General features: G+C 72.5%; 27 protein-coding genes. 22 read left to right on the top strand and 5 right to left on the bottom strand.

The window, feature by feature from the left end; genetic code table 11:
* The first annotated feature begins 476 nt into the window (after nt 1-476).
* A complete protein-coding gene (locus CBQ26_RS04135) occupies nt 477-1,040 on the top strand; it encodes a hypothetical protein (RefSeq protein ID WP_088247297.1) in 564 nt (187 codons plus the stop codon).
* Between the two features lie 3 nt (nt 1,041-1,043).
* Here the strand turns inward: CBQ26_RS04135 and CBQ26_RS04130 are convergent, their stop codons facing one another.
* Together CBQ26_RS04130 and CBQ26_RS04125 are read right to left on the bottom strand one after the other, a co-directional pair.
* Nucleotides 1,044-1,820 (bottom strand): hypothetical protein, encoded by a 777-nt coding sequence (locus CBQ26_RS04130; protein WP_229844252.1) that lies wholly within the window; start codon nt 1,818-1,820, stop codon nt 1,044-1,046.
* A gap of 69 nt (nt 1,821-1,889) precedes the next feature.
* Nucleotides 1,890-2,411, bottom strand: coding sequence for a DUF4388 domain-containing protein (locus CBQ26_RS04125; protein WP_088247296.1), 522 nt, complete (start codon nt 2,409-2,411; stop codon nt 1,890-1,892).
* A gap of 111 nt (nt 2,412-2,522) precedes the next feature.
* Here CBQ26_RS04125 and CBQ26_RS04120 point away from each other — a divergent pair, with 111 nt between their 5' ends.
* The 10 genes from CBQ26_RS04120 (at nt 2,523) to CBQ26_RS04075 (ending at nt 11,726) form a co-directional block, all read left to right on the top strand.
* Nucleotides 2,523-3,569, top strand: coding sequence for an ADP-ribosylglycohydrolase family protein (locus CBQ26_RS04120; protein WP_088247295.1), 1,047 nt, complete (start codon nt 2,523-2,525; stop codon nt 3,567-3,569).
* A gap of 123 nt (nt 3,570-3,692) precedes the next feature.
* Nucleotides 3,693-3,911, top strand: a complete 219-nt coding sequence (gene rpmE, locus CBQ26_RS04115; RefSeq protein WP_046844910.1) for a 50S ribosomal protein L31 — start codon at nt 3,693-3,695, stop codon at nt 3,909-3,911.
* 117 nt (nt 3,912-4,028) lie between these two features.
* Complete coding sequence (locus tag CBQ26_RS04110) at nt 4,029-4,679, top strand: thymidine kinase (RefSeq protein ID WP_088247294.1); 651 nt, start codon at nt 4,029-4,031, stop codon at nt 4,677-4,679.
* Between the two features lie 123 nt (nt 4,680-4,802).
* Entirely contained in the window at nt 4,803-5,855 is a 1,053-nt protein-coding gene (locus tag CBQ26_RS04105; protein ID WP_229844254.1) for a GGDEF domain-containing protein, read from the top strand.
* A 72-nt stretch (nt 5,856-5,927) separates the two neighbouring features.
* Nucleotides 5,928-6,314: a response regulator gene (locus CBQ26_RS04100; RefSeq protein WP_055362428.1), complete on the top strand. Its 387-nt coding sequence runs from the start codon at nt 5,928-5,930 to the stop codon at nt 6,312-6,314.
* Between the two features lie 25 nt (nt 6,315-6,339).
* Nucleotides 6,340-8,754 (top strand): transglycosylase domain-containing protein, encoded by a 2,415-nt coding sequence (locus CBQ26_RS04095; protein ID WP_088247293.1) that lies wholly within the window; start codon nt 6,340-6,342, stop codon nt 8,752-8,754.
* A 270-nt stretch (nt 8,755-9,024) separates the two neighbouring features.
* Nucleotides 9,025-9,408 carry a penicillin-binding protein gene (locus CBQ26_RS04090; protein ID WP_229844255.1) on the top strand — a complete coding sequence of 128 codons (384 nt, stop codon included), beginning with the start codon at nt 9,025-9,027 and terminating at the stop codon, nt 9,406-9,408.
* Between the two features lie 62 nt (nt 9,409-9,470).
* On the top strand, nt 9,471-10,145 hold the full coding sequence (locus tag CBQ26_RS04085; RefSeq protein WP_088247292.1) for a cytochrome c biogenesis CcdA family protein: 675 nt from the start codon (nt 9,471-9,473) through the stop codon (nt 10,143-10,145).
* Nucleotides 10,146-10,299: 154 nt separating this feature from the next.
* Nucleotides 10,300-10,974, top strand: coding sequence for an ABC transporter ATP-binding protein (locus CBQ26_RS04080; protein ID WP_088247291.1), 675 nt, complete (start codon nt 10,300-10,302; stop codon nt 10,972-10,974).
* 59 nt (nt 10,975-11,033) lie between these two features.
* Complete coding sequence (locus CBQ26_RS04075) at nt 11,034-11,726, top strand: heme exporter protein CcmB (RefSeq protein WP_229844268.1); 693 nt, start codon at nt 11,034-11,036, stop codon at nt 11,724-11,726.
* A gap of 316 nt (nt 11,727-12,042) precedes the next feature.
* Here CBQ26_RS04075 and CBQ26_RS04070 read toward each other — a convergent pair whose 3' ends face one another.
* Nucleotides 12,043-14,496: a tetratricopeptide repeat protein gene (locus CBQ26_RS04070; RefSeq protein ID WP_088247289.1), complete on the bottom strand. Its 2,454-nt coding sequence runs from the start codon at nt 14,494-14,496 to the stop codon at nt 12,043-12,045.
* Between the two features lie 162 nt (nt 14,497-14,658).
* On the opposite strand from CBQ26_RS04070, the gene CBQ26_RS04065 reads away from it, so the two are divergent.
* From CBQ26_RS04065 to CBQ26_RS04020, 10 genes are all read left to right on the top strand, one after another.
* The gene (locus tag CBQ26_RS04065; protein ID WP_088247885.1) at nt 14,659-16,467 is read left to right on the top strand and encodes a S8 family serine peptidase; all 1,809 of its coding nucleotides are present in this window, start codon (nt 14,659-14,661) and stop codon (nt 16,465-16,467) included.
* Between the two features lie 194 nt (nt 16,468-16,661).
* Nucleotides 16,662-17,384 carry a cytochrome c biogenesis protein CcsA gene (gene ccsA, locus CBQ26_RS04060; protein ID WP_088247288.1) on the top strand — a complete coding sequence of 241 codons (723 nt, stop codon included), beginning with the start codon at nt 16,662-16,664 and terminating at the stop codon, nt 17,382-17,384.
* Nucleotides 17,377-17,508 carry a heme exporter protein CcmD gene (gene ccmD / locus CBQ26_RS04055; RefSeq protein ID WP_078300128.1) on the top strand — a complete coding sequence of 44 codons (132 nt, stop codon included), beginning with the start codon at nt 17,377-17,379 and terminating at the stop codon, nt 17,506-17,508. The genes ccsA and ccmD overlap by 8 nt, the downstream gene beginning before the upstream one ends.
* Nucleotides 17,505-17,984 carry a cytochrome c maturation protein CcmE gene (ccmE, locus tag CBQ26_RS04050; protein WP_088247287.1) on the top strand — a complete coding sequence of 160 codons (480 nt, stop codon included), beginning with the start codon at nt 17,505-17,507 and terminating at the stop codon, nt 17,982-17,984. The genes ccmD and ccmE overlap by 4 nt, the downstream gene beginning before the upstream one ends.
* 84 nt (nt 17,985-18,068) lie before the next feature.
* A complete protein-coding gene (locus tag CBQ26_RS04045) occupies nt 18,069-20,051 on the top strand; it encodes a heme lyase CcmF/NrfE family subunit (RefSeq protein WP_229844256.1) in 1,983 nt (660 codons plus the stop codon).
* Between the two features lie 101 nt (nt 20,052-20,152).
* Nucleotides 20,153-20,737 carry a TlpA family protein disulfide reductase gene (locus CBQ26_RS04040; RefSeq protein ID WP_088247286.1) on the top strand — a complete coding sequence of 195 codons (585 nt, stop codon included), beginning with the start codon at nt 20,153-20,155 and terminating at the stop codon, nt 20,735-20,737.
* 5 nt (nt 20,738-20,742) lie between these two features.
* Nucleotides 20,743-21,300, top strand: a complete 558-nt coding sequence (locus CBQ26_RS04035; protein WP_229844257.1) for a cytochrome c-type biogenesis protein — start codon at nt 20,743-20,745, stop codon at nt 21,298-21,300.
* Nucleotides 21,297-22,355 (top strand): c-type cytochrome, encoded by a 1,059-nt coding sequence (locus tag CBQ26_RS04030; RefSeq protein WP_229844258.1) that lies wholly within the window; start codon nt 21,297-21,299, stop codon nt 22,353-22,355. The genes CBQ26_RS04035 and CBQ26_RS04030 overlap by 4 nt, the downstream gene beginning before the upstream one ends.
* A 1-nt stretch (nt 22,356) precedes the next feature.
* Nucleotides 22,357-22,944 carry a QcrA and Rieske domain-containing protein gene (locus tag CBQ26_RS04025; RefSeq protein ID WP_229844259.1) on the top strand — a complete coding sequence of 196 codons (588 nt, stop codon included), beginning with the start codon at nt 22,357-22,359 and terminating at the stop codon, nt 22,942-22,944.
* Nucleotides 22,941-23,471, top strand: coding sequence for a GNAT family N-acetyltransferase (locus CBQ26_RS04020; protein WP_088247285.1), 531 nt, complete (start codon nt 22,941-22,943; stop codon nt 23,469-23,471). The genes CBQ26_RS04025 and CBQ26_RS04020 overlap by 4 nt, the downstream gene beginning before the upstream one ends.
* A gap of 31 nt (nt 23,472-23,502) precedes the next feature.
* On the opposite strand, the gene CBQ26_RS04015 is transcribed toward CBQ26_RS04020, so the two are convergent.
* Nucleotides 23,503-24,543, bottom strand: a complete 1,041-nt coding sequence (locus tag CBQ26_RS04015; protein WP_088247284.1) for a vWA domain-containing protein — start codon at nt 24,541-24,543, stop codon at nt 23,503-23,505.
* Nucleotides 24,544-24,619: 76 nt separating this feature from the next.
* Nucleotides 24,620-24,925: a hypothetical protein gene (locus CBQ26_RS04010; protein ID WP_088247283.1), complete on the bottom strand. Its 306-nt coding sequence runs from the start codon at nt 24,923-24,925 to the stop codon at nt 24,620-24,622.
* A 216-nt stretch (nt 24,926-25,141) separates the two neighbouring features.
* On the opposite strand from CBQ26_RS04010, the gene CBQ26_RS04005 reads away from it, so the two are divergent.
* Nucleotides 25,142-26,035, top strand: a complete 894-nt coding sequence (locus tag CBQ26_RS04005) for a carbohydrate kinase family protein (protein ID WP_078300137.1) — start codon at nt 25,142-25,144, stop codon at nt 26,033-26,035.
* Nucleotides 26,036-26,240: the final 205 nt, after the last annotated feature.

The following is a 26,240-nucleotide window of genomic DNA, read 5'->3' as shown; positions in this document are numbered from 1 at the left end:
CGGATGCCTCCCGCAGGCCGAGCGCGGCGTCGGCGCGGGCAACTGGCTGGGTTGGGTAGAACGTGACCATGCGAAAAGAGCACCTCCGGTGGGAATGAGGCGGCGGGAATCAGAACAACGTCCCGTCCGCCGGGCCTCTGCTGAACAGGCCTCCTGCGGACGAGACGTCACGTGACCGTCCCGCGGTACCACCGCTGTTCCCCGCTGCGGGCGGGGCGCTCTTCGCGCTGTGTCGGGCGCACCCGGACGGATCTACTCTCCCCTGGCGTGGGGGATTTCTGCCGACCTGCTCGCGGGCGACGTTCGCCGGGTGCCTCCCGCGCCGCCCTCTCAGTCGCGGGGCGGGCTTCCTGTGGGTGCGTTCCGCGGGTACTCTTCCCGGTCACTGCTCCCGCAGTATAGGGCGGGCGGGGGGGGCGGCGCATCTGCCAGAGGGCGCATGGCCACCGGGGCGGGGCAGGCCGCATGATGGGCCGATGCCGGAATCGAGTGACCCTGCGGCCCTGCGCCCGTTCACGCTGTACCACCGGGCCGTGCGGGACGTGCGCGGCGACGCTCTGCGGCCGCTGAATGTCCTGCGGGAGCTTCACCCGGACGTGTACGCCCGTGAGGCCGCCAAGTACGTGGGCCGCGAGGCACTGATGCAGGAGCGCGTGGGGCGGCTGGACTGCCTGTGGAACGACGTTCTGTTCTTCTCCCCGGTGCATCCGGGGCCGCTGCTGAACGCCGCGCGGCAGAGCGGACGGGCAATTCCCCCCGTGCGGTTCTGGACGCTGGACGCCTCGCAGCTCGATCCGGCGCGGGCGTGCGTCCGGCTGGTGCGTCCCTGGCCGGGGGGCGTACTGCCCGCGCCCGACCCGGCGGATGAGCTGCCGTTCACGCCGCACACGCTACGAGAGCATTCGGTGGCGCCCCCGGCGACCCTGGCCCGCCTGCGCGAACTGCCGGAAGGCGCTCCCCTGATCCTGTGGATGGACGTCCCGCACGTGCTGTACCGGGGGTGCGTGCCGCTGGGGGCGCTGGGTGAGGTGCGGGCCTGACGCTCAGGGGCTGGCGGGCGGCGTCTCTTCGGGGTCGGGTTCCACGATCTCGTAGCGGTACAGCAGTGGTTTTTTCAGCAGGCCGCGTGACACGCTGACGGTCGCGTGGCGGTACGGGACGCCGGTGACGGCCGTGCCGGGCGCGAATTCCTGGGTGTGCGCGCCGACCTGCGCGGCCCGGTCGCCCAGTTCGAGGTGGCCGCCTGCCCGTTCGAGGACGTCGTAGGGGTGTTCGATCAGGACCGTGAGTTTCACGGGTTGCCCGGCGAGGCTGCGCAGGGGGTTGGCGGCGCTGCCGAAGGTGGCGCGCACGGGGTCGGCGAGGCGTTCGCGGGTGACTTTCAGGCTCAGGGCGTACTCGCCGACCGGGAAGATCACCTCGCGGATCAGGGTGACGCCGTCGCCTTCGGCCTCGCGGAAGGCGGCCAGGAGGGCGTCGCGGCGGTTGCGCAGCAGCGTGACGGGCGTGGCGCTGCCGCCGCTCATGGGAAAGTCGCCCCGGCTGATGAAGCGTTCGGCGTGCAGCAGGGTGTCCTCGCGGGTGCGGAAGCTGCGTTGCAGGACGCTCTGGTGCGGTTTCCAGTGGCCGCCGGAATCGCGTTCGAGCCAGTCGGCCCACAGTTCGAACCGGTCCTGGAAACGCCAGCTGGGGTGGGTGGGAAGGGTGGGGGCGTGGCGGGCCGCCGGGTCGTGGCGCTGTTCATGGCGCGGCTGGGCGTCCCGTCCGGTGTCGCCGTCGGGGGTGGTGCCTCTGTTGTTCGTTCGCGTGATCGCGCTCATGGGTCCTCCGCTGCGCCTTCCATCATGCCTGACCGGAAGTCACTTTTGGTGCCGGTGCTGGCCGGGCGTTCAGACCAGTTCGATCAGTCCGGCCAGCAGGAAGGGCCGCAGGGTGTCCAGCGCGGCGCGCGGCGGTTCCTGGGTGCGTTCCAGCAGCGCGCGGACGCTGGTGCTGTCGGGAATCAGGTGAAGCATGCGGTACTGGGTGCGGGTGACGGGCTGCGCCTCGTTCCAGCGGGCCGTGAAACGCAGGCGCTGGTTCCAGTCGGGGAAGGCGCGCAGCAGCGGCGTCCAGGCCTCGCTGTCCTCCAGCATGCGCCGCAGCGCGGAGTCGCGCCGCAGACTCAGGGTGCGCTGCGCGGGCTGCTGGTCGGCCTCGAAGGTGAAGGTCCCGCCGTCCAGGCTGGACAGGAGTTGCAGGGCCGGATCGCCGCGCAGGCGGCCCACCTCGGCGTGGATGATCTCGCCCCGGTCGATCCACAGCTGGCCGCCGCGCACGTGGTCGATGCTCAGCCGTCCGGAGCGTCCGCTCGTCAGGAACATCTGCATCACGGACAGGAAGGGAAAGACGTTCAGGTCGCCGCGCACCATATGCCCCTCAGTCTAGCGCGCCCCGGCCCGCGTGGGCGGCACTCCCCCCCCGGTGGTGGTCGGGCGCGACCTGCGGCGTGGCCGCGTTCCGGGCTGTGTCAGGATCACGGCATGACCGACCTGCCTGCCCGCGCTCCGGCCGCGCCCGACCGCCGCACCCGGACGCTGCTGTCGCTGTGCGCCGCCGACGCGCTGGGCGCCGCGACAGAGTTCAAGTCCCCGGACTCGATCCGCGCGCAGTACGGCGAGCGGATCCGGACCTACCAGCCGGGAAGCGTGTTCGGGTTCGCGCCGGGCGAGGCGACGGACGACAGCCAGATGACGGTCGCCACGCTCCTGGGCTACCGGCAGGCCGCTGCGGCCGACACGGAAATCCGGCACCGGGCGGTGCTGGCGGCGCTGCGTGACTGGCTGGCGGCGGCCCCGCCGGACGTGGGGAACCTGACCCGGCTGGCCCTGCGGGTCACGGCGAACGACCCGCGGCGGCTGGACGGGGGCGCGCTGGCGTGGCAGCAGGGCGGCCTGGACGGCGCCGGGAACGGCGGCCTGATGCGCGTGGCGGCGGTGTGGATCGCCGGCTTCCGGGGCGAGTCGCTGGCGGCAGAGGCGGCGGTCGTGACGGCCCTGACGCACGCCGACCCGCGCTGCGTGCACGCCTCGGTGTTCCTGACCGGCTGCCTGGAGGCCCTGGCGGCCGGTCAGGCCCTGCCGGACGCGGCGGCGGCGGGTCTGCGGGTCATGGAGTCCCTGGACGCCCGCGCCGCGCTGGTCGGGGCGGGCGTGCTGGGCCTGGAGACGCAGGCGGCGCACCGGGCGTTCCGTGAGCGGGACCGCGAGGCGCGGGCGCAGGTCCGCGCGCGGGTCCGGCAGGGTCTGGCGGGGCACCTGAGTTCGCAGAGCGGGTTCGTGCTGGACACGCTGGAGGCGGCGCTGGTCCATGCGCGCGGCGCGGACTGGCTGGCGTGCGTGGAACCGGCGGCGCTGCTGGGCGACGACAGCGACACGGTCGCCTGCGTGGTGGGCGCCCTGATCGGCGCGCGCGGTCTGGACGTCCCGGCCGCGCTGCGCCCGGACCTGCGGCTGGGGCATTCCTGGCCCGGCTGGGAGCGCGGCTGGGCCTGCGTGGAGCACCTGCCGGCGCTGGTGCCGGCCCCCTGATCCGCACGGTCGGGTGTGGGTGGGCGCGGCACTGTTCAGTCCGGGGGCGGGCGTGTATACTGCCAGGGTTGCCCGCTACGCACACCCACCCCGGTGGTGGCAGACGTGGCGGAGGAGGCGCATATGAAGAAAGACATCCACCCGAAAGTCGTTCCCACCAAGATCATCTACCAGGGCAAGGTCGTCATGGAGACCCTGAGCACCAAGCCCGAGATCCACGTGGACGTCTGGAGCGGCGTGCACCCCTTCTGGACCGGCGAGGAGCGTTTCGTCGACACCGAGGGCCGCGTCGACAAGTTCAACAAGCGCTTCGGCGACAGCTACCGCAACAAGAAGAAGTAAGGCCGGCTTCCCGGTCTGCTCGCCCCCGTTCCCCAGGAGCGGGGGTTTTTTCGGCCCCGTCACCTGTGCTCCGGCCGGCCGGGGGGCAGCAGGCCGGACTGCGGTATGCTCGCGCGTGTGTTGAAGTCCCCCTACCACGGCGGTCACCTGGAGGTCATCGTCGGCCCGATGTTCAGCGGCAAGAGCGAGGAACTCATCCGCCGCCTGACCCGCGCGGTGATCGCGCGGCAGAACGTGCAGGTGTTCAAACCGGCCCTCGACGACCGGTACCACGAGTCGGCCGTGGCCAGTCACGCGGGCCGCAGCGTTCACGCCGTGGCGGTGCGCGGCGCGGCCGACATCCGCGCGCACCTGAGCGGCGAGGGGACGCTGCTGCCGTCGGGCGCGGCGGACCTGCCGGACGTGGTCGGCATCGACGAGGTGCAGTTCATGGACCCGGAGCTGGTGCCGCTGGTGCTGGAACTCGCCGACGCGGGCGTGCGGGTCATCCTGGCGGGCCTGGACCTGGATTTCCGGGCCGAGCCGTTCGGGTTCATGCCGGACCTGCTGGCCCGCGCCGAGAGCGTCGAGAAGCTGACGGCCATCTGCACGGTGTGCGGCGCGCCCGCCACCCGCTCGCAGCGCCTGATCGGCGGTCAGCCGGCCCGCGCGGACGACCCGGTGGTGCTGGTCGGCGCGCTGGAAAGCTACGAGGCGCGCTGCCGGGTCCACCATGTGGTCCGCCCCCCGGCCGCCGGGCCCGACCTGCCGGGCAGTCCGATCCGGTAGAATCCGGGGCACCGCGCCTCACCCCGCACCCCACCCTGTCCGGCTCCCGGCTGCCTGTCCGGCGTCCGGCGCCTCCCCGGAGACCCCTTGCGTACCCTGCATTTTTTCCGTTCCGCTCCTGAAGTGCTGCCCGAACCGGCCTCCTGGCACGCCGGGCAGCGCCGGATGTTCACGCTGCTGGTGTGGCTGGCCTGCGCGGCCTGCGGGGCGGCGCTGCTGGCGCAGTACCCGAACCTCGACCCGCTGGACCGCTGGGCGCTGCCGCTGCTGAGCCTGAACCTGATCGCGCTGCAACTGCTGCTGTCGGCGCAGCGGATCACGTTGCAGGCGGCCGTGACCGGCGCGTTCGTGGGGACGGCCGTGTACGTGCTGCTGGCCCTGAATCATCAGTTCGGCGTGATGCCGCGCACCAACTGGACCCTGATGGAGAACACGTACTGGTTCGCGGTGCTGTACGCGGCGGCCTTCCTGGTGTTCCCGCCCCGGCAGGCGACGTGGCTGGCCGCCGCGCTGCTGGCGCTGTCGTCGGCGATCTGCGCGTACCACCTGACCTTCACGGTCTCGCCGCTGACCCGCACGCACCTGACCGGCGCGTCGGTGCAGTTCCTGCTGACGGGCACGGTCATGACCGTCATGCAGGCCACGCTGGGCGTGCACCGCATGCAGCTGCTGGCGTCGCACGCGGCGGCGCACACCGACACCCTGACCGGCATCGGGAATCGCCGCGCCGCCGAGGAACGGCTGGCGGACCTGACGCGGGCGGCACAGACCTACACGCTGGTGCTGTTCGACCTCGATCACTTCAAGCGCGTGAACGACATGCACGGGCACGCGGCGGGCGACCTGGTCCTCAAGGGCGTGGCGCAGGCGACGCTGGCGCACCTGCCGCCGGGCGGCCTGGCGACCCGCTGGGGCGGCGAGGAGTTCCTGCTGATCCTGCCGGAGCAGACCGACCGGCAGGTGCGCGGCATGCTGGACGCCCTGCGGCTGGAACTGCGCCACCAGCGGCACGGGAAGGTCAGTGGCGTGACCGCGTGCTTCGGCGTGGCGACCGCCGCGCCCGGCGAGGACCCGGAGCGGGTGCTGGGCCGGGCGGACTCGGCCATGTACACCGTCAAGGAGAAGGGCCGCAACGACGTTCACCTCGCGGACCTGCGGCGCACCCAGATCGGCTGATCCCGCCTGCCCCGGCGGCCAGCGACCCCGCCGGGGTGGGCGTGTGGGACTTTTCATGGCCGCTGCACTATCATGGGCCGCATGGCGTATACCATTCTCGTCGCAGACGACGAACCGGCCATCCGGACCATGCTGGAGGTCATTCTGTCGGCGGACGGGCACGACATCGTGGCTGTTTCCGATGGCAAATCGGCGCTGGATTACCTGCGTGAACACACTCCGGACGCGATGCTGCTGGACGTGAAGATGCCGCACATGGACGGCTTCGAGATCTGCTCGCGCGTCAAGCGCATCAAGCGGCTGCGGGACACGCCGGTCCTGCTGCTGACCGGCTTCGACGACGATCAGACCCGCGATCACGCCAAACTGGTCGGCGCGGACGACATCGTGTACAAGCCGCTGTCCGGTAAGAACCTGCGCGGCCGCGTCAATCAGCTGATCGAGGCGCGCCGCCGTTGAGACGCGCCGCACGACCGGGGCCTGCATGATCTTCATCGGCCGTTTCCTGAAGTTCCTGACGTCGTTCCTGCTGGCCGCGCTCGTGGCCGGGGTGGGGGTGGCGGCCACGTTCGCGATCAAGTGGGGCCGGGAACTGCCCGACTACCGCGAACTGGACAACCTGACCCGGTCCCTGGGGGCCGAGACGAAAATCTACGCGCGTGACAACACGCCGCTGGGCAGCCTGATTCCCAAGGTGGGCGAGCAGGCGATCAGCCGCACCATCGTGAACCTGAACGAGATCAGTCCGTTCATGGTCGCGGCGCTCGTCAGTAACGAGGACCGCCGGTTCTTCGAGCACTACGGGCTGGACCCCTACGGGCTGGGCCGGCAGTTCCAGCGGGTCGCGCGTGGCGATTCCGTGCAGGGCGGCAGCACCCTGACCAACCAGCTGATCAAGAACACCCTGCTGCTCGAGGAGTACCAGCAGTCGCGCGCCCCGGACCGCAAGTTCAAGGAGTGGATCCTGAGCGTGCAGGTCGAGCGGTCGTTCACCAAGGAGGAGATCCTCCAGAACTACCTGAACGCCATCTACTGGGGCGACGGCGGCCCGGTCGAACTGTACGGCATCTACTCGGCGGCGCAGGCGTACTTCCGGACCACCCCGAAGAACCTGACGCTGGCGCAGAGCGCGTACCTGACCGTGCTGGTCCCCAGCGCCGGACGGTACTTCAACTACAAGGAGATGCGCCCGCTGATGCGCGTGCTGCTGACCCGCATGGTCGAGGACCGCTGGATCACGCAGGCGCAGATGGACGCCGCTTGGAAGGAGAACCTGCAACCGCGCGGCTGGAAGGTGCTGTACAACGCCGCCGGGGACATCACCAGCGCCCGGCTGGTCGACCGCACCCAGAAGGAACTGAAGGCCGTGACGTCCACCCGCGCGCCGCACTTCATGGGGCAGGTCGAGAACGAACTGATCCGCCGCTTCGGGCGCGAGAAGGTGTACGGCTCGGGCGGCCTGCGCGTGTACACCACGCTGGACCCGCGCGTGCAGAACGCCGTGGAGACCGCCAGCCGCGAGGCGGGAGGCCTGCCGCCCGGCGCGACGCTGGCCGCCACGGTCATCGATCCGTACACCGGCGAGGTCGTCGGCATGATCGGGCAGAAGCTGCGCGGCAACGAGCCGCCGGCCGCGTGGAACAACGCCGCGCAGGGCCAGCGGCAGATCGGATCGACCATCAAGCCGCTGCTGTACACCACGGCGCTGTCCACCGGGCTGGACCAGTCGCACCGCGAGGAGGACCGTCCCGTCAGTTACCCCTGCACGGGCTGCCGCAACGGCGTGTACTCCCCGCAGAACTTCGAGGGCGCCACCACGTACCGCGACATGACCATCCGCGAGGCGCTGGACCGCTCGCTGAACCTCGTGACCGTGCGACTGGCCGACCGGATCGGGTTGCAGACCTTCTTCGGGAAGCTGCGCGAGGTGGGCCTCCAGACGAACGACGGCACCGGACTGGCCGCCGCGCTGGGCGCCGTGGAGACCACCCCGGTCCGCATGGCGGCGTCGTACGCGCCGTTCGTGAACGGCGGCCTGTACCGCGCGCCCCGGTACCTCAGCAAGGTCACGACCGCGCGCGGCGAGGTCCTGTACGACGCCGCCAGCGAGGCCACGCGGCCCGTGCGCGCCTGGACGCCGCAGGTGGCGTGGCTGGGCCTGGACATGATCCGGGGCGTCGTGAACGACCTGAACGAGAGCCAGGGCGGTCTGGCCACCCGCGCCCGCTTCGGGGACTGGCCGGTCGCCGGGAAGACCGGCACGAGTAACGGCCCGAAGGACTTCTGGTTCGTGGGCACCACGCCGCTGTACACCGGGTCCGTGTGGGTGGGCCGGCAGCAGGGCGGCGAGATGCCCATCAACTACTACTCGGGGTACGTGAGCGCCCCGATCTGGCGGCGCATGATGGAACTCGCGCACGCCGGGCAGCCGCTGCGGCAGTTCAGCGAACCGCCGGGCATCCAGTACGTGGACGCCCCGGACCAGCCGTTCCTGCCGGGCGTGAAGCTGGCCGTCCTGGACCCCCGCTACCGCGACGCGGCGAACACGGACCTTCAGGCAGACGCGCCGGCCCCCGTGCAGTACCGCGAGTCGGGGTACGCGCCGGGCGGCAGCGACCCCCGCACCGTGATGGTCAGCCTGGACCGCGTCACCAACCGTCTGGCGACCGAGTTCACGCCGCCCGAGAACATCGTGGAACGCCGCGTGGAGATCGAGTCGCTGCCCGCTTACGCGCCGGACCCCTCCCCCACCCCGCTGAAGGACGAGTCGCCTGACCCGGACGCGCTGAAGGCCGCCCGGAGTCAGGGCGGCGCGCCGCAGACCACACCGGCGCCCGATCCGGAGGCCCCCTCTCCGACCACGCCCGCCCCGACCGCGCCGACTCCGGCCACACCCTGACCTTTCCCCTGCCCGACCCCCGGCTCCTGACCGGGGGTTCTTCATGGCTGCCGGGCGGGTCCTCATGCGGGCGTCATGCGCGTGGAGCGCCGGGCGGGGCATGATGGGCGGCATGATACGGATTCCGTTTGTTTCGCCGACAATCCGGAACGTCACCGGATTGCCAGCTCCACGTCCGGAACCCGTTTCTCTCCTGCTCTGCGGGGCAGCTCTACGAGTCGCATCCGCTCGGACTGAACGGGCTTTGCAGCCCATTCAATCGGAGTCCGTATGATTCTGCGCCGCGCGCCGCTGCTGTCCCTGCTGATGATTCTGGGTGCCCCGCTGGCCGGGGCGCGCGTGCGGCTGGGCGAGCCGCTGCCCGCGCATCCCTGGGTGTCGGCCGGGCGGGAGGTCGTGGTCGTGTACACCCACGACTGCGGCGACCTGGGAGACCTGTGGACGGCGCTGCTGGGCAGTGGCCTGCCGGTCCGGGCAGTGAACGCCGAGGGGACCGCCACGCCCGCGCCCGGCGGCCTGAAGGCGTGGCAGGGTGAGGACGCCACCCGGTTCTCGCGGGCGCTGCGGGTCGGGACGTACCCGGCGGTGCTGCTGGTGCAGGACGGACGGGTCCTGAACGCCTGGGAAGGCACCTTCGCCGGACGACTCGAATGACGGGCCGGGCGGGACGCGCGACTCTGCCGCGCCGGGGGGCCGGCGGCTAGACTGCCGGGCATATGACTGCCTCTCCGACGTTCGCGGTGGCCTTTCTGGCGGGGCTGGTGTCGTTCCTGAGTCCCTGCGTGCTGCCGCTGGTCCCGAGTTACCTGGGCGTGATCGGGGGCGCGCGGGCGCCGTTGCCGCGCGCCCTGGGATTCATTCTGGGGTTCGGGCTGGTGTTCGTGGCGCTGGGCGCGACGGCCAGCAGCCTGGGCAGCCTGCTCGCGCCGCACAAGGTGCTGCTGGGGCAGGTGTCGGCCGTCCTGATCGTGTTTTTCGGGCTGGTGATGCTGGGCGTGATCCGCCTGCCGCTGCTGATGCGCGACACCCGCGCCCTGGCCGACGCCGGCGGGTACGGCCCGGTCGCGCTGGGCGCGGCGTTCGCGTTCGGCTGGTCGCCGTGCCTGGGACCGGCGCTGGGAAGCATCCTGGGTCTGGCAGCCAGTTCCGCCAGCCTGAGCAGCGGGGTGGCGCTCCTGAGCGCGTACACGCTGGGGCTGGCCGTGCCGTTCCTGCTGGCGGCGCTGCTGTGGCACCGCCTGAACCTGCGGCGCCTGAACCGCTTCTCCGGGGTGTTCGAGCGGGTGGGCGGCGCGATCCTCGTCGCGGTGGGCCTGCTGATGCTGACCGGGCAGTTCACGCGGCTGGCGACGTTCTTCTATCAGGTGATGCCCGAGTGGCTGCAGGTGTGATACGGATTCCGTTTGTTTCGCCGACAATCCGGAACTTCACCGGATTGCCGGCTCCACGTCCGGAACCCGCCCCTCTCCCACTCTGCGAGGCAGCTCTACGAGTCGCATCCGCTCGGACCGGGCGGGCTTTGCAGCCCATTCAATCGGAGTCCGTATGACCGGCACGCCGCACGCGGCCCCCGACCTGTTCGCGCTGCAACTGCGCGGCGTGTGGCTGCGCCTGGGCCGCGAGGTCATCCTGCGCGGCGTGACGCTGGACGTACCGGCCGGCGAGGGCGTGACGCTGCTCGGCGAGAACGGCGCGGGGAAAACCACGCTGCTGCGCCTGCTCGCCTCGGGCCTGCGACCCACCCGCGGCGAGGGGCGGGTGCTGGGCTTCGACCTGCGCGACAGCCGCTCGGTGCGCGACCATGTCCACCTGATGCCGGTGGACGGGGGGCTGTACCCGGACCTGACCTGCGAGGAGAACCTGCAGTTCGCCCTGACCATGCACGGCCAGCCGGGCGACGTGGGCGCGGCGCTGCGGCGCGTGGATCTGCACGGGGCCGCGACCCGCCGCGCGCGCTTCCTGTCGGCCGGGATGCGCAAGCGGCTGGCCCTGACCCGCGCGCACCTGCTGGCGCGGCCGGTCACGCTGGTCGACGAGCCGTTCGCGAACCTGGACGACGCGGGCCGGCAACTCGTCCTGAACCTGCTGGGCGAACTGCGCGCCGGGGGCGGCACGCTGGTCGTCGCGGCGCACGAACCGGCCCTGGCCCGTCAGGTGGCGCCGCGCGCCCTGCGGCTGCACGCCGGGCAGCTCACGCCGACCCCCGCGGAGTCCGCGTGACCGCGCAGCCCCGGCCCACCGGGCCCCGGAACCCCGACGGCCGCAGCGGCGCGTGGGCCGTGATCCGCGCGGTGGCCGGCAAGGACCTGCGCGTGGCCGGCCGCACCCGCGACACGCTGCTCGCCACGGCCTTCTTCGCGGGTCTGGTCCTGATGGTCCTGGGGCTGGCCCTGAGCGGCTCGGTGCGCACACCCGACCAGGGAGCGGCGCTGGCGGCCGGGGCCATCTGGACGGCGCTGGCCCTGGCGGCCGCCGTGGGCGCGCAACGGGCCTTCGCGCAGGAGCAGGAGGCCGGGGCGCTGGAGCAGCTGCTGCTGTACCCCGGCCCGCACGGCGCGCTGTACCTGGGCAAACTGCTGGGCGTCCTGCCACCCCTGCTGCTGGTCGCGGCGTTCACGGTCCCGGCCGGCCTGATCCTGTTCGGCGCGGCCGAGGCCGCCACGGCCGCCGGACGCGCCGTTCCCTGGGCGGCGCTGGCCCTGACGACCGTGCTGGGCATCCTGGGATTCGCGGCCGGCACGACCTTCTACGGCAGCGTGACCGTCAGCCTGCGCGCCCGCGAGGCGCTGCTGCCCGCCCTGGCCTTCCCGATCCTGGTGCCGGCCGTGATCGCCACCGTGAAGGCCACCGCCCTGCTGCTCACGGACGGCTGGAGCGCCGAAGTCGGCACCTGGCTGACCTTCCTGGCGGCGTTCGACCTGGGCACCGTGATCCTGGCGACCCTGCTGTTTCCCTTCGCCGCCGAGAGCTGAGACGGACGCCGATTGAATGGGCTGCACAGCCCGCTGGGTCCGAGCGGAGCGACTCGTAAAACCCCTCCGGACGTGGAGTCGGAAATCCGGATCAGCAATGCTGCGGACACTGTTCAAGCGCCGGAGGGAACAGGCATGGAACACGTCTTCTGTCACGCCATGCCTGCTCACCCCCTCCCAGCCTCCCCCCTCAAAGGGGAGGGGCAAACACAGCGTGTTCATCGCTGGTCTGCCCGGCAGTCATGAACCTGTCCGCACCATGGATGACACGGACGTCGATTGAACGGCTTTACCGCCCCTTCCGTCGGCGTCCGTGTCAGTCCAGGCCGAGCGCGGCGCGCGTTTCGCGCAGGTGGGCGCGTTCGCTCTCGGCGAGGTCGTGTTCGCCGTGCAGTTCGTGCCAGCGGATCAGGTCCTCGCGGCTGTCGGTGTCGAGCGGGTCGGCGGCGATCAGGATGCGCAGGGCGTCGCGGCGGCGGACGTCGCTGTCCGGCTGGGCGCTGGCGTGGACGCGCAGCGCGTCGTGCAGCAGCCGCTCGGCCTGGGCGCGTTCCTCGCCGAGTTCCGCCGGGAGGTCCGGCAGGACGCTCAGCGGGGCGGTCAGGGGGCGCAGCAGGTCGGCCAGTCCCGGCAGGTCCTGGCTTCGCAGGGCGCGGCGCAGGTCGGCGAGGTCGCTGACGACCGGGAACAGCAGGTGCAGCAGGCCGCGTTCGGTCCCGACGACCGGCACGCCGAAGGTGGCGCGCAGGTGGTACACGGCCGTCTGCAGGCTGGCCAGCGGGTTCTTGGCGCCGGGCCAGAAGCGGTCGGCGAGGGTCTCGCGGGACTGCGGGTGGTCGCTGAGGGCCAGGGCGACCAGCAGCGCGGCGCTCTTGCGGGTCGGGAAGTCGCCGAGCTGGACCTGCCGGCCGGCGTGCGTGAACCGCAGCGGGCCGAGCGTCTGGATGCGCAGCGGGAACAGGGCGCGGGTGACGGGGTCCTGCGCGAGGCTGGCGAGGGGCGCGGCGGCGCGACTGCCGAGCAGCGACAGGTATCCGTGCGTGCGGATCAGGTCGAGCGCCTCGGTCAGGTCGTCGGGCCGGGCGCGGCTGAGGAGGGCGGTCACGAGTTCCAGCCGCGCCTCCTCGCGGCGGGCGGCGGCGATGACGGGGTCCAGGTCGCCGCTCAGGAGGGCGCCTTCGAGTTCGGCGCGCAGGCCCAGCGGGTGGGCGCCGCACAGCGCGGTCTGCGCGGCGTCCGGCTGGCCGAGTTCACGGTGGGCGCGGGCGCGCAGCAGCGCCGCCTCGGCCTGCAGGCTGCGGTCGTCGTGCTGGATGTGTCCGAGCAGCGCCAGGGCCTGCGCGGGGTCGCCGGCCTGGAGGGCCATGACGGCCTGCACGCGGCGCAGCCAGCCGAAGGTCTGGGCGGACGGGTGCTGTTCGTGCAGGCGGACGGCCCCGTCGAGGTGGTGGGCGACCTGCGGGAGTTCTCCCAGGTACACGTGGCATTCGGCGAGGTTCAGGTGGGTCAGGGCGGCGTCGTGCGGGTGGTCCGGCTGGAACAGCGCCAACGCGCGGCGGTAGGGACTGAGGGCCTCGCGCAGCAGGCCGCGCCCGAAGTGCAGCGCGCCGAGGGTTTCGAGGCTCTGCGCCTCGCGGGGCAGGTCGCCGGCCTCGCGGAAGGCGGCGACGGCGCCCTGCAGGCTGCGTTCCGCCTCGGCGTGCCGGCCGAGCTGCACGAGCAGCGTGGCGCGGTTGTACCCGGCCTCGCCGGCCGTGACGCCGTGGCCCTGCGCGGCGCGGCCGAAGTCGCGCAGCGCGGCGTCGGGGTCGCCCTGCAGGGCGCGCACCACGCCCCGGGCGTTGTGGACGGTCGCGCGCAGCGGGGCGTCCAGCGGGCCGGCGAGGGCGCGGGTGTACAGCGTCTCGGCGTGCGGGGGGTCGTGGGCGGCGCGGGCCAGCAGTCCGGCGAGGTACAGGGCCGGCGGGGCGCCGCGCCAGGGTTCCGGCAGGCGGCGCAGCGCGGCGCGCAGGCTGGCCTCGCCCTGGCCGGCGCGGGCGACGCGGGCCAGCAGGGTCAGGTGGTCTTCCCACAGGCCCGCGTGGGCCAGCGTGTCGAGCGCGGCGTCCGGGTGGGTGTCGGCCAGGGCCTGGGCGGCCAGCCGGGCGGCGTGCGGGTCCGGGTGCGGGGCGAGGAAGCGGCGCAGCGGCGGCGGGAAGCTCCAGCCGTGAGGGTCCGGCCACAGCCAGCCGCTGCCGTGCAGGGCGTCCAGGTCGGCGCGCGGGACGTCCAGCCGGTCGGCGGTCAGGGGGGTGATCAGGGTGGCGACGGCCAGCCGGGCGGCGCTGGCGAGCAGCGGTTCGGGCGGCAGCAGCGGCGAGAGCTGCGCGGTCGCCAGCGGGTGCAGGTGGGGGGCCGGGTCGTCGGGCCGCTGTTCGGCGAGGGGCAGCGCGGCCGGCCAGCCGCCGCTGTACGCCAGGGTCGCTTCGTGCTGTCCGGCGCTCAGTTGCGGCAGCGCGGCGCTCCAGTCGGTCGCGTCGAGCAGCAGGTCGGCGCCGCACAGGATCAGGGCGCCGGCCTGATCGGCGGGCAGCTGCGCCAGGTCGCCGCGCCGGTCCGGGCACCACAGCCAGTCGCGCTGGCCGGGTGCGGGCGGGGTGCGCTGCACGCTCCAGCCGCGCCCTGCGGCCCAGGCGCGCAGGGCCGGCTGGTTCGCCCCGACGTCCACCGGGGCCACCACGCCGCTGGCCCGGTCCAGTCTGGAAAGGAGCCGCTGGGGCAGTGGAGCCATCCCTGAAGTATAGGGCGCGGGTCTCAGGGCGACTTCCCCCGGACGGCCGTGCCGGAACGGGGACTGCCCGGACGGGGGTGTTTGCGATTTTTTTGAGGTTCGCCTGCTTGAATGACGGCACGCCTCACCGGTTCCACCCCACGTAACACCAAGGAGCTCAAGATGAAGAAAGTGTCCACGATTGGTCTGGGTCTGACGGTCCTTCTCGCCGCGTGCGGTCAGAGCACCCCGCAGTCTTCCCTGCAGGCGGCGGCGCCGCAGGGCCTGACGGCGCAGGGCGCGGCGACCCTGTCGGCGTGCAGCGCCCTGTACGCCCAGGAACCCAGCGGCGTGCAGATCGACGGCTCCATGCGGTACGGGCAGGTGGGCACGCTGCTGCTGACCTTCCTGGACGACACCAGCAAGGGCCGCGCCATCACCTGGATGGACTCGCACCTGGACGTGGACCTGGGCGACGGGCTGGGCGCCTTCGAGAACCTGCCCATCGTGGCGGTCCGGACCCTGATCACGCCCGCCGTGGTCGACACCCTCCAGGCGAACCTGCCGGGCCTCGCGTCGATCTACCAGGACGCGCCGCTGCAGTACAAGCTGGCCGAGAGCGTGAAGTTCATCGGGGCCGATACCGCCCAGAGTTCGTACGGCGTGAGCGGCAAGGGCATCGGCGTGGGCATCATCGACTCGGGCGTGGACGCCACCCACCCGGACCTGGCGCACACTGCCAAGAACGTCAAGCTGGTGGGGCCGATCACCGACACGCCGGCCGGCGGGTACCTGTTCGTGGACCTGCCGAACACCGATACCAGCAGCGGGCACGGCACGCACGTGGCGAGCACCATCGGCGGCAGCGGCGAGGCCTCGGCCGGCAGCCGGATGCGGCGCGGCGTGGCGCCCGGCGCGACCCTGGTGGGCGTGGGCGCCGGCGACGGCCTGAGCATCCTGTACGCGCTGCAGGGCTTCGACTACCTGATGAAACCTGAGATCCGCGAGACCTACAACGTCCGCGTGATCAGCAACTCCTGGGGCAGCAGCGGCGAGTTCGCGCCGTACAACCCGATCAGCATCGCCTCCAAACGCGCCTACGAGGCCGGGATGGTCGTCGTGTTCGCCGCCGGGAACGAGGGTCCGGACGCCAACACCCTGAACCCCTACTCGGCCAGCCCCTGCGTGATCAGCGTGGCCGCCGGCGACAAGAAGGGCTACCTGGCGGACTTCAGCTCGCGTGGCCGGCCCGGCGACACGCTGGTGCATCCCGACATCACCGCGCCCGGCGTGAAGATCAGCGCCGCCCGCGCCCTGACCGGTCTGGCCGCGACCACGGTGCCCGACGCCGACAACCCCCGGTACTCCAGCATCAGCGGGACCAGCATGGCGACCCCCCACATCAGCGGCGTGGTGGCGCTGATGCTGGAAGCCAACCCCAAACTGAACCTGGACGGGGTCATGAAGATCTTCAGCAAGACCAGCCGCAACATGTACTACGTGGCGACCGCCACGAACGGCTTCGATCCCGCCCAGGTGGTCGTGAAGCAGCGCGAGGAGTGGGAGGTCGGGTACGGCTACGTGAACGCCGACGCGGCGGTGCGCGAGGCGGCCAAACTGAATCCCAACCGCTTCACGGTGCAGACGACGGCGCTGCCCGGCTGGACCGGCACGGTGCAGACCGCCGTGTGTGCGCCCACCGTGAACTGCGTGCAGAACGCCCAGGACAGTTACACCCTGAACGTGCCCTCGGGCGCCAGCGTGCTGCGCGTCTCGACCGAGTGGGGCAACCCCGCCTTCGACCTGGACCTGGAGGTCTACAACCCGGCCGGGCAGCTGGTGGGCTCCAGCGCCCAGGGGGCCAGCACGGGTGAGGCGGTCAGCATTCCCAGGCCCGTCGCGGGGAACTGGCGGGTGGTGCTCAAGGGGTACCTGAACGCCCCGACCACGTACACTGGCAAGGCGGCCGTGGACCGGATCGTCAAGCAGTAACGGCGCGTGCCCGGCGGCGCGGCCGGAGCCCCTGTGCGGGGGTTCCGGCCGCGCCGCGCCCGTGGTGGGCGGGGACACTCGCACTTGCCCGGCCTGGCGTCTGGGCGGGATGCTGCGGGCATTCGGTATGGACTGCCCGGCGCGGCGACCGTCACGGTCCTGACTCACGTCCGGGGTTCAGAATGAGGAGCGACATGAAGAGAGACCTCACGACAACACTGCTGGGCGGCGCGACCCTGGTCACGCTGCTGATCGCGGTCGGACTGGGCCTGAGTGCGCCGCTGGACATCAATCAGGGGTCGCTGGTGCGCCTGATGTTCGTGCACGTGCCCAGCGCGTGGCTGAGTTACCTCGCGTACGGTGGCACGGGCCTGTTCGGGCTGCTGTACCTGATCCGGCGTCAGCGCCGCTGGGACCGGCTGGCGATGGCCAGCGCCGAGATCGGGCTGCTGTTCACGGTGGTGACCATCGTGGGCGGGATGCTGTGGGCCAAACCGACCTGGGGCACGTACTGGGTGTGGGACGCCCGCCTGACGACCACGGCCCTGAGCATCGTGGTGTACGGCGGCTACCTGCTGATCCGTTCGCTGATCGACGATCCGGACCGCCGCGCGCGGGTGTCGGCGGTGGTGGGGATCGTGGGGACGCTGTACGTGCCCGTGAACTACATGGCGGTCGAGTGGTGGCGCGGCGTGCACCAGACGCAGACGCTGAAGCTGCTGGACGGCATTCGCTGGGACGCCGCGCCGGTGTACCTGCCGACGCTGTTCATCTCGCTGGGGGCGTTCACGCTGCTGTACGCGCTGCTGCTGCGCGTGCGGGGCGTCATGGCCGCCCGCGAGGAAGCCCGTGAGGAACGCGAACTGATGAACGAACTGGGCGCGGCGCAGCCCCGCGCGGAGGTCGCCCGTGGATAAGTACACCGCCTACGTCGTGATCGTGTACGTCGTGACCTTCGCGCTGCTGTTCGGGTACCTGGGGTGGATGTGGTGGCGTCTGCGCGCCCTTCGTGACGAGCCCGCCGACGGAGCGCCGCAGTGAGCGACCCCTCCTCCTTCCCGCCGCCCCCCACCCCGCTGGGGCAGGCGCGCCGGCGCCGGCGCAGCCCCTGGCCGACCGTGCTGGGCGTGGCGGCCCTGGTGGGCCTGACCGGGTTCATCGCGTTCGGGAACCTGAACCGTTCGCTGGAGTACTTCGTGACGCCCACCGAGTACCAGCAGCAGCAGGCGCAGTTGCAGGGGCGCGCCATCCGCATCGGCGGGCTGGTGCGGGACGTGCAGTACGACCCGCAGTCCCTGAACCTGCGCTTCACCGTCTCGGACGGCGGGGCGAGTTTCCCGGTGCAGTACCAGGGGGCGGTCAGCGACCTGTTCAAGGAGAACCAGGGCGTGGTCGTGCGCGGCGAGTTCCAGGGTGAGACCTTCCACGCCTCGGATCTGGTCGTCAAGCACTCCGAGGAGTACAACGTCCCGAAAACGCAGGCGGAACTCAAGGACCTGCTGAACACCACCGAGTAGGCGGGCGCCGGACCTGTCCGACCCGGCCGGCCCGCGTGGGCGGGGTCCTGGCCCCGCGCGGCCCCACCAGAGAGGTAATCCGTTGTGAATCCGCTGAACCTGATCTCGTTCTCCTCCAGTCCGCTGGGCGCGCTGGGGCAACTGAGTCTGCTGGGCGCGCTGGCCTTCAGCGTGGCGGGACTGCTGCTGTCGGTGCTGGGCGGCCTGCGCGGCGACGCCCGCGTGACCGAGGCGGCCCGCCGCGCCACCTGGGCGGTGTTCGCGCTGCTGACCCTGGCCCTGCTGGTCCTGATGACGGCGCTGCTGCGTGACGACTTCACCGTGCGCTTCGTCGCCGAGCATTCCATGCGGGCCTCCCCGACCTGGGTGAAGGTCACGGCGCTGTGGGGCGCGCTGGAGGGCAGCATCCTGCTGTGGGCGTGGCTGCTGGGCGGCTTCACGTTCATCCTGAGCCTCACGCTGCGCCGCGACGCGCTGCGGCCCTGGGCGCTGGGCGCGATGTTCGTGAGCCTGCTGTTCTTCGTGGGCGTGGTCGCCACGGTCGCCTCGCCGTTCACGCCGGTGGCGACCGTGCCGCTCGACGGGCGCGGCCCGAACCCGGCGCTGCAGAACCACTGGATGATGGCGGTCCACCCGGTGCTGCTGTACCTGGGCTTCGTGGGCCTGAGCGTGCCGTTCGCGTACGCGGTCGCGGCGCTCGTGACGGGCCGCCTGTCGGACCACTGGGTGGTCGTCACGCGCCGCTGGACGCTGATCGCCTGGGCGTTCCTGACCGCCGCGATCGTGGCGGGCGGCTGGTGGAGTTACGAGACGCTGGGCTGGGGCGGGTACTGGGCGTGGGATCCGGTCGAGAACGCCAGCCTGATTCCGTGGCTGCTGACCACCGCGTTCCTGCATTCCATCCAGATTCAGGAACGCCGGGGCCTGATGCGCTCGTGGAACGTGTGGCTGATCGTGCTGGCGTACTCCAGCACCGTGCTGGGCACCTTCCTGAACCGCAGCGGCATCGTGCAGAGCGTGCACGCCTTCGCGGGCGGGCCGGTCGGGCCGGTGTTCCTGGGCTTCCTGGCATTCCTGCTGCTGGCCGGGACGCTGCTGGCGGCTTGGCGCGCCCCGGCGCTGCGGGACGACGCGGACCCGCCCGCCCCGCTGAGCCGCGAGGGCGCGTTCCTGGCCGGCAACTGGCTGTTCGTGGTGTTCTCGGTGATGGTGCTGGTCGGCACGCTGTTCCCCACCTTCGTGGAGGCCGTGCAGGGCCGCCGGGATTCCAGCGTCGGCCCGGCCTTCTACAACGCCTTCGCCATTCCGCTGGGCCTGGGCCTGCTGGCCCTGATGGGCGTGGGGCCGCTGCTGCCGTGGCGCCGCGCGGACGGCCAGGGCCTGTGGCGGGCGCTGGTGCCGCTGCTCCTGAGTGGCGCGGTCACGGCCGCCGTGGCCTTCGGGCTGGGCGTGCGGCACGCCGGGGTGCTGGTGACCCTGGCCCTCTCGGCGTACAACGTGGTCGGCCTGACGCTGCTGACCGCCCGCGCCGCCCGGCAGGCCGGCAGCCTGGGCGCGGCCCTGGGCGCGCAGCCGCGCCGCTACGGCGCGTACCTGGCGCACGTGGGCCTGATCGTGCTGGCGCTGGGGCTGGCGTTCAGCGGCACGTACCGCCGGGACGCGCAGGTGACCCTGAACCTGAACGCCGCGCCCGTGCAGTTGCTGAACGAACGGTTGCAGCTGACGGACCTGCGCACGGTGCGCCGCAGCGACGGCGCGGCCGACGTGGCGACCGTGCAGATCGACGGCCAGCCCTTCCAAGCGCGGCTGAACACGTACACGCAGGGCGGCGACACGGCCTTCCCGTCGCCCGCCGTGCGCTACGGCCCGCTGGGCGACACGTACGTCGTGATGACCAGCGTGGACCCGCAGGGCCGCTGGGCCAGCGTGCGCCTGATCGAGTCGCCGCTGGTGTCGTGGATCTGGTGGGGCACGCTGATCGTCTGCGTGGGCGCGGCGTTCACGCTCGTCTCGCCGCGCCGCGTGGCGGTCCGCGCGCCGTCCGGGCTGGCCCCCGCGACCGACTGATCCGGCTTCCGACCGGCACCCCCGCCTCACCTGCCTCTCCCCTGCCCTGGCGGCCCCCGCCCGCACGCCCGTGACGGCCCGCCAGACCCGAAAGGACTTCCATGACCCAGACACCTCCCCCGGCCCCGCCTTCCACCCCGCCCTCCCCGCCCGCGTGGCGGCGGTTCCTGCCCCCGCTCGTCGCGGCGGCCCTGGTGGCCGGACTGGGCGCGGCGCTGCTGCAACCCGCGCGCAACGCCACGACCGGCGGCCCGCTGATCGGCAAGGCCGCCCCCGCCTTCACGCTTCAGAGCCTGGACGGCGTGCCGGTCAGCCTGGAGAACCTGCGGGGCCGTCCGGTCGTCCTGAACTTCTGGGCGTCGTGGTGCGGTCCGTGCCGCGAGGAGGCGCCCATGTTCCGTGAACTGAGCGCCCGGCAGGGCGGCGGCGACGGTCTGGCGGTCGTGGGCATCCTGTTTCAGGAGACGAACGAGCAGAGCGCGCGGGACTTCATCCGCGAGTACGCGCTGGCGTACCCGAACCTGAAGGACCCCGGCATCAATACCGGCGTCGAGTACGGCGTGCGCGGCATTCCCGAGACGGTGTTCATCGACTCTGGGGGTGTGGTGCAGCACATGGACCGGGGCGGCCTGACGCGCGAGCGCCTGAACGTCGGCCTGGAAAAGATCGGCGTGCCCGCCCTGTGACGGCCGTGACTGCCCACCCGGCGCTGTCCCCGGCGCGCGGCCTGCTGGCGGCCCTGCTGTGCCTGCTGACCCTGCTGGCCGGGCAGGGCGCGGCGCAGACGGGAGCCGGACAGCCCGGCGGCCCGACCCTGACTCCCGCGCAGGAGCAGCGGGCGGTCGCCATCCAGAAGAACCTGCGCTGCCCCCTGTGCGATACCGGCGAGTCCATCGCGGACTCCCGCAGCGACATCAGCGTGAAGATGCGCGAGTCCGTGCGCGAACAGATCGCCGCCGGGCGTACCGACGGGGACATCTACGTGTTCTTCGCGCAGCGCTACGGGAACTTCGTGCTGCTCGACCCGCCCCGGAGCGGTCAGGGCCTGCTGCTGTGGGGGGCGCCGCTGCTGGCGCTGGCGCTGGGCGGCGCGGTCCTGTGGTCGTTCCTGCGGCGCGCGCCCCGCCACGTTCCCGCCGGGCCGGCGGACGAACCCTTCGATCCCTTCCTGGAACAGGTGCGCCGCGACACCCGCGCCGGCACCGACACCCGCGCGCCCGGCGACCCCACCGACGGAGGCCCGGCGTGACCGCCGTGAGCCTGCTGCTTCTGCTGCTGGTCGTGGCGGTCACGCTGTGGCTGGTGCTGGAACCCCTGCGGTCCGGGCAGCCCAGCGACCCGGACGCCGAACCGCGCGCCCGGCTGGAGCAGGAGCGCGACGCGCTGTACGCGGAACTGGCCGCGCTGCCCGACACCGACGAGGCGCAGCGGCGCCGCCCGGACCTGGAACGCCGCGCCGCGCTGAGCCTGCGCGCCCTGGACGCCCTGCCGCCCCGCCCGCGCCCCGCGCCACGCACCCGCACGCTGGCGCTGGGGGCGCTGGCCGCCGCGTTCGCGCTGACGGTGGTGGGCGCCGTGACCTTCGTGCCGCGCTGGCAGCTGGCGTCCCTGCAACCGGCCGACGCGGCGAACGTGCAGGCCACGCTGCGCCTGCCAGGCCTGAAAGAGCAGGCCGAACGGACCGGCGCGGCCGCCGATTACCTCGCTTGGGGCAAGGCGGCCTTCGATTCCTCCCGTTACGATCAGGCGCTCACGGCGTACGGGAACGCCCTGAAACTCGACCCCCGGCAACCCGAGGCGCTGCGCCGGCTGGGCATCCTGCTCCTGACGCGCGGCGAGCAGACCGGGCAGACCCTGAGCCCCGAGGACGCGCAGCGGGCCGCGCTGCTGATCCGCACGGGCGCGCAGCTCGCGCCGGACGAACCGGAATCGCAGCTGCTGCTGGGCTTCGCGCTGGCCCGCTTCGGGCAGGACGAGCAGGCGCTCGCGGCGCTGGAACGCTACCGCACCCTGGACCCCAGCGGCCGCGACGCCGACGACCTGATCACCGCCATCCGCGCCCGCCAGAACGACAGCGACCCCGCGCTGCGCGTGTACGCCGCCAGCTGCGCCAGCTGCCACGGTCCCAGCGGCGGCGGCGGCCTGGGCCCCAGCCTGCGCGACTCCACCCTGACCCGCGCCGCCGCCCGGCAGATCATCGTGCAGGGACAGGGCGCCATGCCCGCCTACCCGGACCTGAACGGCAGCGACCTGAACGCCCTGCTGGACCTGCTGGAAAGCTGGCAGGACACGGGGGGCCGCTGAAGTGCCGGGCGACAGGACCCCGGCCCGCCGCCTGACCCGCCGCGCGCTGCTGGAACGCTGGTGGGTGCTGCCGGTGGCGGGCACGGCCGGCACGTTCGGGTACATGGGCTGGTACGCCACGCGCGTCACGACCGGGAAACGCACGGCGGGCGCGCCGGACTTCCGGCCCGCGACCCCGCAGCGCGTGGCGGCCCTGAGCGACCTGAGCGGCGAGTGGGCCGAGCAGACCTTCACGTATGCCGGGCGGCCCTGCACGGCTCTGCGCGTCCCGCGTGACGTGCCGGGCGCGCTGCCGGACGGCGGGTCGTTCCTGGTCGCGTACTCGCGGGTCTGCACGCACCTGGGCTGCAACGTGAACCTGGTGCGCGACCCGGAGATCCTGGCCTTCGCGTTCAATTACCGCCCGCCGCGCGAGGACCAGCACCCGCAACTGGGCTGCCGCTGCCACTACAGCGTGTTCGATCCGTTGCAGTCCGGCGAGGCGGTCTTCGGCAAGGCGCTGCTGCCGCTGCCGCGCGTGCAGTTGCAGCGGCGCGGCGCGGACCTGTGGGCCACCGGGATCGAACCCGCCCCGGACTTCACGGGATGACGCCCCCCCACGTCCCCCTGTCCTTCACCACCGGCGACGTGCAGGCCGCCAGCACCGTGCTCCAGGCCACCGCCACGCAGTTGCAGGCGCGCGGGCGCACGCTCTGGCCGCCCGACAGGCTCACGCCACAGCACCTGCAACGGCACTACCCGCCGGGCGGGTGGCACGTCGCCTGGACCGGCGCGGCGGCGACCCGCGAGCCCGTCGGGTGCTTCTGCCTGCTGACCAGCGACCCGCCCTTCTGGCCGGACGACCCGCCGGGCGAGGCGCTGTACCTGCACAAACTGGCCGTGCATCCGTCCGCGCAGGGGCAGGGGCTGGCGCACACGCTGCTGCGCGAGGCGGCGCGCGTGACCGCCCTGGCCGGACGCCCCTGGCTGAAACTGGATACCGACGCTGCCCGGCCCGCCCTGCACCACCTGTACGACTCGTTCGGGTTCGAGCGGTGCGGGCAGCGCGAGGTGTTCGGCCTGACCGTCACCCTGTACCGCCTGCCTGTTCGCGCAGCGGGCAGCGGCCTCCCGTGACGGAGACTGCTGCCCGCTGCAAGGGGTGGCGTTAATTGGGGCCGCTGGTGTCCCGGACGGCGTAGCTGAAGGGAACGCTCAGGCGTGAGGTGGCCTTGCCGTAGTCGGTGACGTCCACGGACAGGGTGCCGGCGACGGTTGTACCGGGGGCGGGCGCGGCGGCGAGGTTCAGTTCCAGGCAGCCCTGCGCCGTGAAGGCGTTGTACAGCTGCGAGAAGTACGCGTCGAGGTCCCCGGCGGCAATGTTGCTGCGGAACAGGCCGCCGGTCTCGCTGGCGATGCGTTCCATCTGGGTGAAGTCCAGGGTGCCCGTGGCGTCCAGGCCGATGGCGTACACGGGTACCCCGGCGGCCTTCGCGGCGGCGATGGCGTCGTCCGGGGAGTGGCTGCTTCTGTTGTCGATGCCGTCCGTGAGGGCCAGCACGATCGGGCTGGGGCGTCCGGCGCGGCTGGCGACCTTCACGGCGTCCACGACCGCGTCGTAGAAGTTGGTGGTGCCGCTGGCGTACGTGGCGTTGTCGATGGCCCTGTTCAGCGCCGTCTGGTCGGACGTCAGGTCCTGGTGCAGGCGACTGCCGATCAGGCCGGCAGAGGGCGCGCTGCTCGCCTCGAAGGACAGGACGGCGGCCTGACTGTCGCCGGTCATGCGCGCCACGAAGGCCTTGGCGGCCGCGCGGCGTTTCACGTCCGGGTCGGTACTGCTCATGCTGCCGGTCGCGTCGAGGGTAACGGCGGCCGTCACGGTGTTCTGCACGCTGACCTGCCCGCACACGCTGACCGTGCCGCTCACGCCGGCGGTGGTGAACGTCACGGCCGGGTTGCTGAGCGTGCCGGTCGCGGTCTGCGTGCCGTTCAGGGGCGTCACGCCGAACTGCACCTGCGACGGGCCGAGGACGCGCGTGCCGTTCAGCTGCATGCCCGTCGCGGTGGGCGTGGTGGGGGCCGGCGGCGTGCCGGTCGAGGCGCAGGAGGCCAGCAGCGCCGAGAGGCCCAGCAGGGCGCCCCAGGAACGCAGGGCGGAGCGGCGGGACGGACGGACGGGCAGGCTGGAAGCAGGCTGGGGGTGGGACATGACGGTCTCTCCTGTGCGCGGGCCGGTGCGGCGCGGCCCTGGGTGATGCGGGGTCGGGTGGCAGGCGGCGGGCGGTTCAGGAACGGCCGACCAATCGGGCGCCGCGCAGCAGCGAGTCCTGGGCGGCGCGCAGCAGCTTCACCTGACTGCTCAGCTGCGCCACGCCCGACCGCACGAGGTCCAGTTCGGCGGGTGTGGTCCAGCCGGGGCGGGGAATCAGGCGCAGCAGTTCTTCCAGGTGTGGGGTGTCGGCCAGGGCGCGCAGGTCGCCGCGCAGCGCCTCAACGTCGCGGGTCAGGCCTTTCAGGTCGTGTCGGGGTGCGGTGCCTGCGGAAACGCGGGCGGTCGTGACCTCATCCTTCATGCTCGTTCCTCCGGTCATGTGGTGTCCTCCTGGGTGGGGCGGGGTGGGCGGGTTCAGGCGGTTGACTCCCCCCCGGAAGTTGCTCTGAACCTCGCCTGGATTCATCTTCCGCAGGGACCGTGATCAGGCCGTGATCAGGTCCGCCCCCGCCCGTGACCGGGCCGCCCGCCGCGGGCGCGACCCGGCCTCCGGCAGTCCGTGTGAGCGGCGGCCCGGCACGGTAGATTTGGGGGAATGCAACTACCGTTCATCGTGAGTGCCGGGGAAGCCCTGACTGACCTCGTGACCGCCGGAGGCAACGCCTGGCACGCCCATCCGGGCGGCGCGGCGTGGAACGTGGCGCGGGCCTGCGCGTCGCTGGGGGTGCCCAGCGCCTTTGCCGGGGCGGTCGGGCAGGACAACTTCGGGGACGACCTGATCCGCGCGTCCGTGGAGGCCGGCCTGGACCTGCGCTTCATGCAGCGCGTACCCGCCCCGACCCTGCTGGCGGTGGTGTACAGCGCCAACCCGCCCGCGTACCGGTTCCTGGGTGAGAACAGCGCCGACCTGCACTTCGACCCCACGCGCCTGCCCGCCGGGTGGCTGCGCGAGGCCCGCTGGCTGCACGTGGGCGGCATCAGCCTGGCGCGCTGGCCGCTGGCGGACACGCTGCTGGGCCTGATCGAGACGGCCCGCGCGGCCGGCGTGAAGATCAGCTTCGACCCGAACGCCCGCATCACGCACCGCCACCCGGACTACCCGAAGGTGTTCGAGGCGGTCGCCCGGCGCGCCGACCTGATGAAATTCAGCGACGAGGACCTCGCGTTCTTCTTCCCCGGCGTCAGCGAGGCCGACGTGCTGCGCCGCCTGCGCGGCCTGAACGCCCAGGCGCCCATCATCGTCACGCGCGGCGCGCAGGGCGCCACCCTGTACCACGCGGCCGGGCAGGCGAACCTGCCGGCGGCGCCCGTGCAGGTCGTGGACACCGTCGGCGCCGGGGACGCCCTGTGCGCGGGCCTGCTCGTCAGCGCCGCCGAACGCCCCGAGGCGCTGTGGAGCGAGCACCTGCGCGTCGGACTGGCCGCCGCCGCCGCCGCGTGCGCCCACGCCGGCGCGTACGCCCCCACACGGGCCGACCTGAACCTGTAAGGGTTGACGGTTGAAAGTCGATGGTCGATAGAGGGAAGGCCCGCTCTCTCGACCATCGGCTGCTGGCTTTCGACGCCTACCGGGCTGTTATACGGACTCCGATTGAACGGGCTGCAAAGCCCGTTCAATCCGAGCGGATGCGACTCGTAGAGCTGCTCCGCAGAGTGGGAGAAGGGCGGGTTCCGGACGTGGAGCCGGCAATCCG

The sequence above is a fragment of the Deinococcus indicus genome (genome assembly GCF_002198095.1).
Taxonomy (GTDB): Bacteria; Deinococcota; Deinococci; order Deinococcales; family Deinococcaceae; genus Deinococcus; species Deinococcus caeni.
This window is presented reverse-complemented; position numbering and strand designations above follow the sequence as displayed.

Bases quoted from the DNA above. Each gene is read 5' to 3' on its own strand.
- CBQ26_RS04135 (WP_088247297.1), top strand. From the start codon at position 477: ATGCCGGAATCGAGTGACCCTGCGGCCCTGCGCCCGTTCACGCTGTAC.
- CBQ26_RS04130 (WP_229844252.1), bottom strand. From the start codon at position 1,820: ATGAGCGCGATCACGCGAACGAACAACAGAGGCACCACCCCCGACGGC.
- CBQ26_RS04125 (WP_088247296.1), bottom strand. From the start codon at position 2,411: ATGGTGCGCGGCGACCTGAACGTCTTTCCCTTCCTGTCCGTGATGCAG.
- CBQ26_RS04120 (WP_088247295.1), top strand. From the start codon at position 2,523: ATGACCGACCTGCCTGCCCGCGCTCCGGCCGCGCCCGACCGCCGCACC.
- rpmE (WP_046844910.1), top strand. From the start codon at position 3,693: ATGAAGAAAGACATCCACCCGAAAGTCGTTCCCACCAAGATCATCTAC.
- CBQ26_RS04100 (WP_055362428.1), top strand. From the start codon at position 5,928: ATGGGCCGCATGGCGTATACCATTCTCGTCGCAGACGACGAACCGGCC.
- CBQ26_RS04095 (WP_088247293.1), top strand. From the start codon at position 6,340: ATGATCTTCATCGGCCGTTTCCTGAAGTTCCTGACGTCGTTCCTGCTG.
- CBQ26_RS04090 (WP_229844255.1), top strand. From the start codon at position 9,025: ATGATTCTGCGCCGCGCGCCGCTGCTGTCCCTGCTGATGATTCTGGGT.
- CBQ26_RS04085 (WP_088247292.1), top strand. From the start codon at position 9,471: ATGACTGCCTCTCCGACGTTCGCGGTGGCCTTTCTGGCGGGGCTGGTG.
- CBQ26_RS04080 (WP_088247291.1), top strand. From the start codon at position 10,300: ATGACCGGCACGCCGCACGCGGCCCCCGACCTGTTCGCGCTGCAACTG.
- CBQ26_RS04070 (WP_088247289.1), bottom strand. From the start codon at position 14,496: ATGGCTCCACTGCCCCAGCGGCTCCTTTCCAGACTGGACCGGGCCAGC.
- CBQ26_RS04065 (WP_088247885.1), top strand. From the start codon at position 14,659: ATGAAGAAAGTGTCCACGATTGGTCTGGGTCTGACGGTCCTTCTCGCC.
- ccsA (WP_088247288.1), top strand. From the start codon at position 16,662: ATGAAGAGAGACCTCACGACAACACTGCTGGGCGGCGCGACCCTGGTC.
- CBQ26_RS04040 (WP_088247286.1), top strand. From the start codon at position 20,153: ATGACCCAGACACCTCCCCCGGCCCCGCCTTCCACCCCGCCCTCCCCG.
- CBQ26_RS04020 (WP_088247285.1), top strand. From the start codon at position 22,941: ATGACGCCCCCCCACGTCCCCCTGTCCTTCACCACCGGCGACGTGCAG.
- CBQ26_RS04015 (WP_088247284.1), bottom strand. From the start codon at position 24,543: ATGTCCCACCCCCAGCCTGCTTCCAGCCTGCCCGTCCGTCCGTCCCGC.
- CBQ26_RS04010 (WP_088247283.1), bottom strand. From the start codon at position 24,925: ATGACCGGAGGAACGAGCATGAAGGATGAGGTCACGACCGCCCGCGTT.
- CBQ26_RS04005 (WP_078300137.1), top strand. From the start codon at position 25,142: ATGCAACTACCGTTCATCGTGAGTGCCGGGGAAGCCCTGACTGACCTC.